This window comes from Aminobacter aminovorans, assembly GCF_900445235.1.
GTDB lineage: Bacteria > Pseudomonadota > Alphaproteobacteria > Rhizobiales > Rhizobiaceae > Aminobacter > Aminobacter aminovorans.
On sequence record NZ_UFSM01000002.1, the window covers coordinates 232,137 to 244,900 of the forward strand.

The 12,764-nt window shown below is 59.0% G+C and carries 12 protein-coding genes; 10 read left to right on the forward strand and 2 right to left on the reverse strand.

From position 1 onward, the window contains the following. Positions 1-34: 34 nt before the first annotated feature. The 8 genes from DY201_RS25650 to DY201_RS25685 are packed head-to-tail and all read left to right on the forward strand — an operon-like array spanning position 35 to position 7,332. Positions 35-1,072 carry an ABC transporter substrate-binding protein gene (locus tag DY201_RS25650; RefSeq protein WP_165916010.1) on the forward strand — a complete coding sequence of 346 codons (1,038 nt, stop codon included), beginning with the start codon at positions 35-37 and terminating at the stop codon, positions 1,070-1,072. A gap of 45 nt (positions 1,073-1,117) precedes the next feature. Further along, on the forward strand, positions 1,118-2,410 hold the full coding sequence (locus tag DY201_RS25655) for an ABC transporter permease (RefSeq protein ID WP_245432170.1): 1,293 nt from the start codon (positions 1,118-1,120) through the stop codon (positions 2,408-2,410). 2 nt (positions 2,411-2,412) lie between these two features. Then, positions 2,413-3,246, forward strand: coding sequence for an ABC transporter permease (locus tag DY201_RS25660; protein WP_115734316.1), 834 nt, complete (start codon positions 2,413-2,415; stop codon positions 3,244-3,246). A gap of 45 nt (positions 3,247-3,291) precedes the next feature. Next, positions 3,292-3,540 (forward strand): hypothetical protein, encoded by a 249-nt coding sequence (locus DY201_RS29205; RefSeq protein WP_115734151.1) that lies wholly within the window; start codon positions 3,292-3,294, stop codon positions 3,538-3,540. Beyond that, positions 3,537-4,946 (forward strand): amidase, encoded by a 1,410-nt coding sequence (locus DY201_RS25670; RefSeq protein WP_165916009.1) that lies wholly within the window; start codon positions 3,537-3,539, stop codon positions 4,944-4,946. Before DY201_RS29205 ends, DY201_RS25670 begins: the two co-directional genes overlap by 4 nt. Before the next feature lie 11 nt (positions 4,947-4,957). Further along, complete coding sequence (locus DY201_RS25675; protein ID WP_165916008.1) at positions 4,958-6,280, forward strand: aspartate aminotransferase family protein; 1,323 nt, start codon at positions 4,958-4,960, stop codon at positions 6,278-6,280. Next, positions 6,281-6,727 (forward strand): lipocalin-like domain-containing protein, encoded by a 447-nt coding sequence (locus DY201_RS29885; RefSeq protein ID WP_115734154.1) that lies wholly within the window; start codon positions 6,281-6,283, stop codon positions 6,725-6,727. A 26-nt stretch (positions 6,728-6,753) separates the two neighbouring features. Further along, the gene (locus DY201_RS25685; protein ID WP_131922401.1) at positions 6,754-7,332 is read left to right on the forward strand and encodes a hypothetical protein; all 579 of its coding nucleotides are present in this window, start codon (positions 6,754-6,756) and stop codon (positions 7,330-7,332) included. Here the strand turns inward: DY201_RS25685 and DY201_RS25690 are convergent. Then, the gene (locus DY201_RS25690; RefSeq protein WP_115734156.1) at positions 7,298-7,984 is read right to left on the reverse strand and encodes a hypothetical protein; all 687 of its coding nucleotides are present in this window, start codon (positions 7,982-7,984) and stop codon (positions 7,298-7,300) included. The genes DY201_RS25685 and DY201_RS25690 overlap by 35 nt on opposite strands. Before the next feature lie 246 nt (positions 7,985-8,230). Between DY201_RS25690 and DY201_RS25695 the strand changes: the two genes are divergently transcribed. Continuing rightward, on the forward strand, positions 8,231-9,616 hold the full coding sequence (locus tag DY201_RS25695) for a nucleotidyl transferase AbiEii/AbiGii toxin family protein (protein ID WP_115734157.1): 1,386 nt from the start codon (positions 8,231-8,233) through the stop codon (positions 9,614-9,616). Between the two features lie 424 nt (positions 9,617-10,040). Here the strand turns inward: DY201_RS25695 and DY201_RS25700 are convergent, their stop codons facing one another. Next, the gene (locus DY201_RS25700) at positions 10,041-10,640 is read right to left on the reverse strand and encodes a TetR/AcrR family transcriptional regulator (protein ID WP_115734317.1); all 600 of its coding nucleotides are present in this window, start codon (positions 10,638-10,640) and stop codon (positions 10,041-10,043) included. A 9-nt stretch (positions 10,641-10,649) separates the two neighbouring features. On the opposite strand from DY201_RS25700, the gene DY201_RS25705 reads away from it, so the two are divergent. Next, entirely contained in the window at positions 10,650-11,987 is a 1,338-nt protein-coding gene (locus tag DY201_RS25705; protein WP_245432171.1) for an FAD-dependent oxidoreductase, read from the forward strand. The last annotated feature ends 777 nt before the right edge of the window (positions 11,988-12,764 follow it).

Below are 12,764 nucleotides of genomic sequence, written 5' to 3' on the forward strand. Positions count from 1 at the left end.
TGAGAGGGGAATGAGAATGAACTTGAGAACAATCATGCTTGCTGCAGTCGTTGCAAGCGCCGGTCTCGCGGCTCCCATAGGGGCGGCCGCGCGCGATTTCACAATCGCCTCGTGGGGCGGCGCCTACCAGGATGGCTTGAGGGAGATCTTCTTCACGCCCTTCGGCAAGGCCGAGGGCGTGACGTTCCTCGAAGATACCTATCTCGGTGGCTGGGCCCAGTTCGAGGCGATGAAGTCGACAGGTGTCTACAACTGGGACGTTGTTCAGGTCGAGACGACCGAGCTTTTTAAGGGCTGCGAGGACGGCACGTTTCTCAAGTTGGATTGGAACAAGATCGCGCAACGTGGCGATCTCGTGAAGGGCGCGGCCAGTACTTGTGGTCTAGGCGCGGTGATCGCCGGACATGTTCTCGCCTTCAACAATGACAAGATAAGCGAAAAGCCCACCGGGCTGGCGGACTTCTGGGACGCCGCCAAATGGCCCGGTAAGCGCGGTATGAGAAAAGGCCCGAAGTACAATCTAGAACTCGCCCTCCTTGCCGACGGCGTTGAGCCGACCAATGTCTATGAGGTTCTGTCGGATCCGGCCGGTGTCGATCGCGCCTTTGCCAAGCTCGACCAGATCAAGCCGACGCTGCAGTTCTGGGAATCTGGCGCGCAGCCGATCCAATGGCTGACCTCTGGCGACGTCGTGATGGCGATCGCCTATAACGGCCGCGTGGACGGCGCGGTGAAGAACGGTCAGCCCATCGGCGCCGTGTGGAACCGGTTCACCTACGACATGGACCAGTGGGTCGTCCTCGCAAATTCTGAACACCAGGATGCCGGCTACAAGTTCCTGAATTTCTACATCGACCCGAAGCGGGAAGCGGCGCTGGCAGAACGCGTTGGATATGGCGTGCCCAACCAGAAGGCGACCGACTTCATTCCTGCGGACGGCCAGGCCAATCTGCCTCTCGGCGACAAGATGGCAGGCGGTCTCTTCGCCGGCAGCGACGAGGCAATGGCCTTTTGGCTTGATCACGACGAGGAACTCACCGAACGTTGGAATGCTTGGTCGAGCGCGAATTGACCGGTGTCCGACCGTCGGTGGACCAGACCATTGGTGAGAATTCAAGTGCACGCGAAATCGACCGAGATGACTGTCTCTCAATTTATCGCCGACCGGGGCGACGACAGACTTGAATCGGCATCGGGGAAGGCTCTGTCTGCCCGGCTGCGAGCGGGGCAGCGCCGAAAGATCGCGCGTGCGCTGACCGTCGCAGGGCCTCTTCTGGTCTTCCTGCTGCTTGCCTTCGTGGTGCCGCTGGCCTCGATGCTGTGGCGGGCCGTCGATAATGGCGACGTCAGCGCGTCGCTGCGCAACACGTCCCAGGCCCTCGCGGCCTGGGATGGAACCAGCCTTCCGGATGTCTCCGCTTTCGCCGCCTTGGCAAACGACATCCTGGATGCAAAGTCACGAAACGACCTGCCGCGACTGGCGACACGGCTGAATTCCGAACTGGGTGGATTTCGAAGCCTCCTGCTGTCTTCGGCCAGGAAGATGGAAGCCGTGCCTGCTGATCCGCGCATGGCACTGCTCGCCATTGACAAGCGGTGGGGCGACCTGCGTTTCTGGGTCGTCCTGAACCGGGAATCGGCGCGCTTCACCATTCGTAACGTCCTATCGGTTCTGGATCTCGAGAAGACCGCGGAGGGCTCAGTACAATCCGTGCCGAAAGAGCGGCGGGTTTACCTTGATTACCTGGCACGAACGCTGTCGATCAGCCTGACCGTCTCATTGGCTTGCACACTCATCGGCTTTCCGATGGCCCGCTTGATGGCCGAGGCGTCGTCGGGAGTGCAGAAGCTACTGGTCTCGGTTGTGCTTCTGTCCTTCTGGACATCGCTGCTGGTTCGGACGGCGGCCTGGGTCGTTCTCCTGCAGAAGGAGGGCATCGCCAACAGCTTGCTGCTCATGTCCGGTGTGCTTCACGATCCCGCGCAGTTGATCTTCAATCGGACAGGCGTGATCGTCGCCATGACGCATGTGCTTCTGCCGTTTTTTGCCCTGCCGCTCTATGGGGTGATGAAAGGCGTGGACAGGTCTCTTCTGCGCGCTGCCGCATCGCTCGGCGCGACACCCTTTCGGACATTTCTCAGCGTGTATCTGCCACTCACCATGCCGGGCGTAGTTGCCGGCTGGGTGATGGTCTTCGTGCTGGCGAACGGGTTCTACATCACGCCGGCGCTGGTCGGCGGCAACAAGGACCAGATGATCAGCGCGCTGATCGCGGATTTCGCTATCGGACGCGGCAACTGGGGCATGGCGAGCGCACTCGCGATTCTGCTCTTGGTCTGCATCGGCATCGTGTTTCTCGCCGCTGCGCCACTTCTGCGCCGCAAGTCACTCAATCTCGGTAGGGGCTGATGATGCGGATCAACAATGGAATCGACGGTCCTGGCGCGCAACTTGGAGGCCTGCTGTTCAAGCTGCTCGGATGGTTGGGCGTGCTTTTCCTCGTCCTGCCTCTGCTCGTCGTGTTCCCCATAGCTTTCAGCGAGAGCAATTTTCTCGGCTACCCCACGACCGGCTTTTCGCTGAAATGGTTCGCCTCGCTGATGGCGAGCTATCCCTGGATGCTGGCTCTGAAGAACAGCATCATTGTCGCCGTCTCGGTGACGATGATCGCCACGACCCTGGGAACATTGGCCGCCTATGGGCTGAACACGGTGGAGTTCCGCCTCAAGCCCTTGCTGGTCGGTATCATTGTCACGCCAGCGCTCGTGCCAGTCGTCATCGTGGCATTGGCAAGCTACTTCGCCCTGGCCCGGATAGGCCTGATCGGAAGCCTGCTGGCCGTAGTGATCGCGCATACCGTTATCGCGGTGCCGATGGTGTTCCTGACCGTATCGGCGACGCTCAAGGGCTTCGACCTCAATCTCGTTCGTGCCGGCGCCAGCCTGGGGGCGGCGCCCGTTACAGCGTTCCTCAAGATCACGCTTCCCCTAATTTCACCGGGCGTTCTCGCCGGCGCGGTCTTTGCCTTCGTCACGAGCTTCGACGAATTGATCATTGCGCTGTTTCTTACGGGGCCGGGGCAGATCACCATCCCCAGGCAGCTCTACAGCGACCTGCGAGACCAGCTTACCCCGTCTATCGTGGCGCTTGCCATTCTGCTGAGCGCCGTTTCGGCTCTGATGATATGGGTTGTCAACCTGCTGCAGAAACCCGGCAATAGGACGCCGCTTACGGATTGCGACTAGCGGTTCCGGCTCGCGAAGCCTTGAGGCAATTCTGGAGGAAGAGACATGCAGGATCGGGAGCGGCCTATCGGGCTCGCAAGTGCAAGGGAGGGGGAGACGTCCGGCGCGAACGCAGGCTCTTTCGCCCCGGTTTCGGAGGAGGTCTTCGATGCATTCATGAAGACGGCGGGCCTCAATTTCGAGGGTGATCGCAGAAGCCGGATCCATCGTGACACGCGCTATATCCAGATGATGCGGGCGTCGATCTGGGAGGAGCAGGTTGCCGACTCTTCGTTCGAAGGATCGCACGAGTGAGTTTCACAGCGTTGACCATCTCAGAGGCCTCGCGGCTGATTGCGAGCAGAGAGCTTTCCCCCGTCGAGCTGACGCGCCTGTGCATAGAGCGAGCTAGGCAATCCGATGCATGTGTGAACGCTTTCGTGCTGCTCATGGAGGAGCAGGCACTTTGGGAGGCGGCCCAGGCCGAAGCCGAAATTCTGTCAGGCCGCTATCGAGGGGCGCTACACGGCATTCCGCTTGGTCTGAAGGACATTATCGACGTCGAGTCGGTCGCGACCACGGCATGCTCGCTCCTGCTTAAGGACAACATCGCACGACAGGACGCGGCTGTTACCAGCAAGCTCAGATCTTGCGGGGCAATTATCCTCGGCAAGGTCACGACGCATGAATTCGCCCTGGGCGGCCCGTCCTTCGATCTCCCTTGGCCGCCGGCCCGGAATCCCTGGAATCCCGAGCATTTCACAGGGGGATCGAGCAGTGGCTCCGCCGTCGCGACTGCTACCGGCATGATCCTTGCGGGTCTGGGCACAGACACCGCCGGATCGATACGCTTTCCGGCGGCCTATTGCGGAATAGCGGGCTTCAAGCCAACCTTTGGCCTCGTCTCGCGCCGCGGCATCGTCCCGCTCGCCGAAACACTCGACACGGTTGGGCCAATGGCCTGGACCGTCGAGGACTGCGCCATAATCATGCAATGCATTGCCGGATATGATTCCGGCGACCATGGTTCCGTTCAGGTCGATGCACTCAACTATACGTCGACGGACTGCCGCGATCTGAAGGGGCTGAAGATCGGTGTCGTCAGGCACCATTTCGATGAGGACACGCCCGTCGCATCGAATGTCGCTCATGCGATGAACGACGCGATTTCGATCATTGCGGGGCTTGGCGCCAGCATTCGCGAAGTCAGGCTCGACCCGCTCTCCGACTATTCTTCGTGCATGCTCGCCATCATGCTGATGGAGGGTTTTGCCGCGCATCGGACGTCGCTCGTCGGGTCTCCCGAAAAGCTCGGAAGCATTTTCCTTGAACGTATGGCACTCGGAGCGGTCTTCACGGCGGCGGATTACATTGAGGCGCAGAGGAAACGTCGACTGCTCAAGCGTCGACTCCTCGATTCGCTTCAAGGCTTTGACGCCGTCGTAACCGCCATCACGGGGTCCGAGGCGCCGAGCATAAGCTCCGTTAGTCCGTATGCCTCCTACGACAAGCCTCTCTTCTCGGCGCCTTTCAGCGTCGCGGGTATGCCCGCCCTGTCGCTCTGCTGCGGCTTTTCCGAAGCGGGGCTACCGCTGGCCATACAAATCGCAGGAAAACCCTTCGACGACCCAGTCGTGCTTCGTATCGGACGCGCTTTCGAGGCTGCGACATCCTGGCGAGACCGGAGACCAAAGATCTTCTTTCCGTACCCCGAATGTTAAGAGGCATCCCGATGGAAGTCAGCACCACACACGACATGAAAGCGGCGATCACCGCTCTCGAAAATGCCTATGCGGCCCGACGTCCGCTGAGTAAGAGTCATATTCATCACGCCAGCAATTCTCTGCCGGGCGGAAACAGCAGGACGGTATTGTTCTTTCCCCCCTTCCCATTCGTAGTGGAGAAGAGTGAGGGCTGCCGCATCCGGGATATTGATGGGCACGAATACATTGATTTTCTCGGCGAATATTCGGCGGGTCTGTTCGGACATTCGGATCCGACGATCAAGGCGGCGCTGCTCGAGGCGCTTGAGGGCGGATGGGTTCACGGGGGGCACATCGCCAATGAGCGAAAGTTTGCCGAAATCCTTTGCCGGCGATTCCCATCGATTGAACGGCTTCGCTTCTGCAACTCCGGCACCGAAGCGAACCTCATGGCGATCGCGACCGCCCGAATCTTTTCAAAGCGCAATAAAATATTGGTGTTCAGGGGCGGCTATCACGGCGGCGTGCTCATCTACAAGACTCGCGATGTTTCGCAGAATGCGCCGTTTCCCGTCATTATCACCGAGTACAATGAAGCCAGCGCCGCCTGCAAACTGATCGACCTGCACAAGCATGAACTGGCCGCAGTTCTTGTCGAGCCCTTTCAGGGATCTGCCGGCTGCATCTCGGGCGATCCCGAGTTCTTGCGAGCATTGAGAACCGCCTGCACGGAAAGCAACGTCCTGCTGATATTCGATGAGGTGATGTCCTCACGCTTGTCTGCCGGCGGCCTGCAAGAGGCGCTGGGCGTCATTCCTGACATGACGACAATCGGCAAGTATTGCGCTGGAGGCCTCCCGTTCGGTGCTTTCGGTGGACGCCAGGACATCATGGAGCTCTACAATCCATTCAAAGCGGGGTCGCTGTCGCATGCCGGCACTTTCAACAACAATGCGCTGACCATGGCTGCAGGTGCGGCCGCGATGGGAAAGGTCTATACCGTCGACCGGGCCTCTCGCCTCAACAAGGCAGGCGATAATCTGCGAGGCTGGCTCAACGAACTGACACAACGCCATCGGGTGCCGATGCAGTTTGTCGGTTGCGGTTCGTTGAACAATGTGCACTTCACGTCTAGGCCAATTCGCAGCGTCGCCGACGTGGAGCAAAGCAACGCCTTGGCGAAGCAACTCTTTCACCTGTTCCTCCTCAGTCGCGGTTGCTACGTGGCCCGACGAGGAATGATAAACCTCTCCCTCCCTATGACGTCAGAGGAATTCAACTTCCTGATAGCGACGGTCGAGACTTTTCTTGTCGAGTATGGTGCCCTTCTTCGGGCATTGGGGGATCAGTGAATGGATCAGTGTGCCACATCGACAGCGACGCTCGAGGATTTGCTTGGCACCTGGCGCCTTCTCTCCGTCTCCTCTTGGAGAGACGATCAGCTCCATGACGCACATCCCTATGGTCATTTCCCGGTCGGCTTCATACACTACCTTCCGGATGGGCGCATGTCTGTGATTATAGCCTACGGCCAGCGCCCTACACTCAGCGGGGACCGATTGGACTCGTCAGTAGAGGAGCGAGCTGGGGCATATTCGAGTATAATCGCCTATGCCGGAACCTATGAGCTGGTGGGCGGTACGATCGTGCATCGGATCGAGGTTTCCGCATACCCAAATGAAATAGGATCTAAACAAATTCGCCACTTTCACATCGCTGACAATCGAGTTCATCTCACCACGGTTCCGCTCCGTCGCGGCGGTATCCCCACAGTCTATAAGTTGATTTGGGAGCGATAACGGGCAACCGTCGCTGAGGGGCAATAGTGACAGAGAAATCTGGAATAGGCGGAGCGCCAACCATCGACATGGCTGCGGCGAACAGGGTGCCCGCGCGCGGCGAGGAATTGGTGCTCGTGGTAACGCGGTTCGAGTACGCGCTGAAGGAGATCAGCTATGGGAAGATGGGGGCTGGCGGAGCCGTCGAAGCCAAATGGGACGAGTTCGCGAACAAAGAACTGACGTCCGATTTCTTGAAGCACGTTCGAGAAAACAACATTGCCCCAACCATCCTTAGCAAGCCGCCCACCAGGCAGATCCTGAATGGAAGCTCGCTTGACTGGGAAGCAACCGCACCGCCGACTGACATTCAGTCGCTTTTCGGTTCTGTGCGCCGCGTCCGAAACAATCTTGTGCATGGCGGCAAGTCAGGCGACAAAGACTCTGACCGAAACAACCACTTGGTTGCTGAGGCCATCGCCGTTTTGATGGAAGCGCTCCGGGCGCACGCCGATCTAAGGGAAGTGGTAAGTCCTTCTCTGCCCGGCATTTTCTGTTCGGCCCGCGGGAGGCGATGCGCCATTCAGTTTCTTACGTCGTCACCCGCTGCGTCGGTCCAGGCTTAATGTGCCGACGAACCACTGCGGCTATGTGGTAAAGGCTGTGCGACTCCAAGTCTTGAGCTAACGCGGGCAATTGGTACTCGCCTCCGTTCGACTTCAGGAAATCTACAAAAAGCTCGACAAGACTCTCCACCTGCTCGGGCGCAGCGGCGACCTGTGTACGCAGCCGTTCCGACAGATGACCGATCTGAAACGGCGCTGCCGGCTTAGATAGTGCAGCGGTGGCCTTGGACTTGTTCTTCTTTCTGGCCTTCGCGTTCGCATTTCGCATCGAGACCTCGGTATGGGTAAGCTCGATGACCTCTTTGGTTTTGCCCTTGCCCCTACTGATCTTGAGGTTCGCGCCGCTGTTCGCAGCGATCTCCAGCAGTCTCGCGGGCGAAGCGTCCATCGGCGGAGTCAGCGCTGCCTGTGTGACCTCCGGACCCTTTAGCTGCTCTTTCAGATATTTATAGAACTGGCCCATGCGCTCAGCCGCTTCGATGATCACCAGCGGCGCAGCGATGACAGCAACCACCTGGTCAACGAATTCCAGGAGTGTCGAGCCAAGTTCCAGTCGGGAGAGTACGAGGGTAGAACCAGTTGTCCGGCGATAATCAGCGCCAAGCTCACGTACAAACCGACCCAAGCTCTTCGGCGCCGATAGGTCGCTCATTTCCTATGTCAATGTAGAGTTGTGGCTCCGGTTCCGGTATCATTTCCAGCATCGCCATGAATTCTCTCCCCGCTAGCGAGAAATGCTAATGGCACAACGGTCAAATGCAATGAGAAATCAGTCCATCCCACACCTGCCACGCTTAACGCCCCCGGCGATGCCGACCCACTCGGAAATAGTGGCGTGCGTACAAATGCCCGCAGTGTGGCCATTGCATATACTTGCGCCGCAAGGGACCGCTCGCCGATGATTGACGACGACGAGATCGATGCCAGAGCAACGGAGATGGGTGTCCACGTCGCCAACGTGGAGCGTGACTACGTTTTCGGTTGGCTGCTAAAATGCTTTTACGAAAACGCCTATTTAGGCCCGCTCCTGATCTTCAAGGGCGGGAACTGCATGAGGAAAGCCTATTATCCCGCCATACGCTTTTCTGGTGACCTCGACTTTTCCGTCCTTACCGCGATCAACCCGGAGCGATTTCAGCGCGAGATTAACGCGGCCTGTGCAGCGGCGCAGGAACTCAGCGGCGTCACCTTCGATTTGGAAAGAACAAGCTTCAAGCCGGACCGGATGCTCGATGCCGAACGGCAATCCTTCAAGGGCCGAGTCTACTTCAAGGACTTCTATAACGAGCCGAGCGAGATAACGATCTCGGTGCGTCTGGACATGACCGAGTATGACCGGGTCTATCTACCGACGGTGACCCGCGGTCTCATCCATCCCTATTCCGACAAAGCGGACTGCGCCATCGACCTGCGCTGCGTGGCGCTCGAAGAGCTCATCGCCAACAAACTGAAATGCCTTATCCAGCGTCGACACTCGTTCGACCTGTACGACCTCGTCTACGCAACGTTCTTCGATCGTTCGATCGAGATAAGCCGATCGCAGGTGCTGCGGACTTTCCTTCAGAAGACGATTTTCGAGCCGAGTCCTGGTGCTGCCAAAGGAATTCTCCTTGGCCTGCCGATGGCCTTCTTCAAGGGCGCATGGAACAAGTATGTCGCGCCGGTTGGTGGACGAATGGAGTTCGACAAAGCGGCTGAAGGATTCAAGGCTGCCATCGAAGAGATTTTCGGGACGGCGGGCGGCGGGTTGTGGGACCACGAGGCATTCTACCCCGCCGAGCTGCGCAACCTGATCATGGAGGCCGGGAGCGGAAAGCGCATCATGGGCCTGGTCTATGATGGCCGCGCGCGTGAGGTCGAACCCTACGCGCTTTCCTACAAGCGTCCCAAAGGTGGTCCCGCGTCTGAATACTTCTACGTTTGGGATTTGACGGGTGGCGAAAAGACGCCGCCGGGCTGGCGATCCCTCTTCCATCACAAGATTGACAGACTGGAGCTGACCGAAAAGACCTTCGAACCGCGATACCCTATCGAGCTTTCAAAGGCAGGCGAGACCGCGCAGAACGAATATTTCGGCAAGCCGTTTTCGACAAGTACACCGCGGCTACGCAAGCGCAGGACACGACAATCTACTCCGTTCCGCGCTTTCGGCGGGCCTTCCTATGCGGTGGAATGTCCCTATTGCCAGAAGCGCTTCAAGCGATCGACGATGACCACGGCTTTGAACCCGCACAAGCAGGACAACGGCCTTCCGTGCTATGGACGGACTGGTTATTTCGTCTGACAGCAGCGGCTGTTATGCCGTCGCTTCAAGACCGTTCGTCCGTGGCGGCTCGCGGGATGCGCCATCGTCATTGGAGGGGTCGTCCCTCTATCCGCCAGCTGGATGTCGGCTTCTGGGCAACAGATAGCCTGACCTGACCGACTGGAAGGGGGTCGGAAGCCGTCGTTGAGATCAGCCCGCGCTTAACGGCAGCTATGCGATCCTCGACGCCCATAAGCGGACGGTCTGGAAACGGCCCCAAAACTGCCTGCCAACAATACGCCCTCATCTAGGCTGTTGGGGCTTCGCCGGCGCCTGAAAGGAGCCATTGCCGGCCGCGACGCAAGGGGGAGCGATTGGGTCTGAACCAGACACCCCCATTCTGCGCAGAACCCCATGGTTGGCATTGTTATCACGGGCTTCCATCTGGGTCTTGGAGGATGCGTCAAATCTTGCTCATCGCATCTTCATCGGTCGCCATGACATAGCTTTGTAGCGTCGGACCAATCGCGCGCACAATTTCCGCCTGGGACAGGTCAACCACAGGAGGCAGCCTAAGGATGTAACGGCACATTGCCAATCCGAGCAATTGGCTGGAGACCAGACCGGCACGCCTGGCTGCTGTCGCGGGATCCCCGACGGATGCCACAACCGGGCGAACTTGCGCGGCGAACACTTCCCGCATTTTTTCGGCTGCAAACTCGTTCGAGGCCGCCGATCGCAACAACACCGTCATGCCGCAACTGCTCTCCGGCCCCTCCCATAGGTTCAGGAAATGGCGGACCAACGTCTCACCGATAGCTTGACTGTCGACCACCTGTAGCTGGGGGACATTCAGCCTGATCGAGGCAGCGCGGGCAAAGAGCTCCTCCTTGCTGCCAAAGTAGCGGATCACCATCGCCGGATCGATCGAAGCCCGGTGCGCCACATCGCGCACCGTCGCGGCCTGATAGCCGAACTCCATAAAAAGTTCGCGGGCTGCCTCGAGGATTGCGGCCCGCGTTCGTTCGGACTTGGTTGGTTTCGCGGTCGGTTTGTTGCCCATGTCATCTATATGCCAACAGCTGTTGACAAATTCAATGGCATTCGTCATAAGTCAACAATCGTTGATAAAAATGATATCCAAGGAGGAATTGAAATGCTCCCCGATCATACGGACATCATCATCATTGGTGCCGGCCCCACAGGCATGGCGCTCTCGATCGCCCTGCATCAGGCCGGCGTCGATCATCTGCTGGTCGACAAGCTCGATCAGGGTCAAAACACATCGCGTGCTGGTGTCATCCATGCACACACTCTTGAGGCGCTAACCCGCTTGGGCGTGACCGATCGGATGGTTGAGCTTGGGGTGAAAGTTGACCGGTTCGCGGTCAGGGATCGTGACCGCGCACTATTGAACCTACGCTTCGGCAAGCTGCCGACCAACCATCCCTACCTCTTGATGCTGCCTCAGAACTTAACCGAGCAGGTGCTCGCAGAGCGCATCGCGGCGCTCGGCGGATTTGTGCATCGAGGCTTCACCGCCACCGGCGTGCTTCAGGATCGCGACCAGGCAATTGTGACGCTCAGCAAGAATGGCGTCGAGCACAGGATATCAGCCCGCTACGTGGTTGGCGGCGATGGCGCACACAGCGTTGTGCGGCAGGCGACCGGCTTCGATTTCGAAGGCGCTACCTATGAGGGTTCCTTTGTGCTGGCCGATGTAAGTTTGGAGTGGCCGCTGACCGAGAAGGAGGTCTCACTTTTCTTTTCGCCAGCGGGAATGGTGGTTGTCGCACCCTTGCCGGACGGGACGTTCCGCGTCGTGGCTACCATGGATGATGCGCCGGAGCAGCCGCAGATCGCTGATATCCAGCGCCTACTCGAAAGCCGCGGTCCAGAACGTGAGCGCGCCAAGGTCACCGCACTGAGCTGGAGTTCGCGTTTCCGGCTGCACCATCGTCTCGCCAGCTCCTATCGAAAGGATCGCTTATTCCTCATGGGCGACGCTGCCCATGTTCACAGCCCCGCCGGTGGCCAAGGCATGAACACTGGCTTGGTGGATGCGGTGGTACTCGGAGAACTGCTCGGCGATGTGATAAACGGCATCCGGGAAGAGGCAGCCCTCGACCTATACGAAAGACTGCGCCGGCCTGCAGCGGAGAAGGTGCTGAGCATCGCTGGAACAATGACGGGCATGGCGACCACGCGCGGCCCAATCAGACGCTTAATTCGCAATATGATGCTGTCGCTTGTGAACCTCAACCCGATTGCCAGGCGGCGCATTCAGATGAACCTGTCGGGCCTGAGCCGTGCCGCTTCGGCCCAGCTACCACCGGCGGCTGTCTCTGCCGCGCGTATCGACGACACCACCGACGCGGCGCGCGTTCGATCGTTCAAAGCCGCGGCCTGAACGCGGCAATCTTCGACAGAGGCACGATACGCCGTCACCAATGCAGTCATCCTGGCGTGTGTATCGAGACGGCTCCAGCGCGTTCATTTATCACGGGCGCCCTGAGGCGCCGCACAGAAGCAGCGCCGGGCAGCTGCCCATGGAAAGCAGAGCGACTGGGCAGCAACGAGCCAGCAACGTTGCTGTGCTGCCCAGCAGGCGGTGCTCATGTCCACATACCGCAGGCCTATCGTTCCTCGTTATTGCGGCGATGATGAGCATCTATCTGAGGACGTTTCAGATACAACCTGTTGGCGGCTGCGGTTGCAAGGTTGCGGAACCCATAGGTGTATCAGATCATATCAGCGAAAAATAATCAGTTAGCTCAATCCGACTGTAATCACGCTATGGCACGTGCTAACGGACTCGGTGCGACGCCAGCGGACCTCGTCATCGACACGAACGGCCAAACCTTGCAGGCAGAAAGCTGCTGCTGAGCTGAGGCCGACTTACGCATCGCCTCACGTGATCGGCAGCAAATGCGCCTCCATCGCTGCCCATAGAGGCCAGCTTTGCCACTTCCATAAGGCGGACATTGCCGCGACCGCTAGAAGTCACTGTCGAGCCAGAAGCGGTCGTCGAGCGGCCCCCCCCCGGCGCGCTCGGACAGACTGCATGTGGCAGGATCAGCCAGAGAGCCTGCAATTCACCTGTTGTGGGGCCAAGCGGAAGGCAGGCTGACTACGTGGTTCGCGCCCAGGCAAAGTGATAGTCTATTTCGCCGAGGGGTGGCGCGCC

Bases quoted from the DNA above. Each gene is read 5' to 3' on its own strand.
- DY201_RS25690 (WP_115734156.1), bottom strand. From the start codon at position 7,984: ATGAGCGACCTATCGGCGCCGAAGAGCTTGGGTCGGTTTGTACGTGAG.
- DY201_RS25705 (WP_245432171.1), top strand. From the start codon at position 10,650: ATGCCAACAGCTGTTGACAAATTCAATGGCATTCGTCATAAGTCAACA.
- DY201_RS25700 (WP_115734317.1), bottom strand. From the start codon at position 10,640: ATGGGCAACAAACCGACCGCGAAACCAACCAAGTCCGAACGAACGCGG.
- DY201_RS25695 (WP_115734157.1), top strand. From the start codon at position 8,231: ATGATTGACGACGACGAGATCGATGCCAGAGCAACGGAGATGGGTGTC.
- DY201_RS25650 (WP_165916010.1), top strand. From the start codon at position 35: ATGCTTGCTGCAGTCGTTGCAAGCGCCGGTCTCGCGGCTCCCATAGGG.
- DY201_RS25660 (WP_115734316.1), top strand. From the start codon at position 2,413: ATGCGGATCAACAATGGAATCGACGGTCCTGGCGCGCAACTTGGAGGC.
- DY201_RS29885 (WP_115734154.1), top strand. From the start codon at position 6,281: ATGGATCAGTGTGCCACATCGACAGCGACGCTCGAGGATTTGCTTGGC.
- DY201_RS25675 (WP_165916008.1), top strand. From the start codon at position 4,958: ATGGAAGTCAGCACCACACACGACATGAAAGCGGCGATCACCGCTCTC.
- DY201_RS29205 (WP_115734151.1), top strand. From the start codon at position 3,292: ATGCAGGATCGGGAGCGGCCTATCGGGCTCGCAAGTGCAAGGGAGGGG.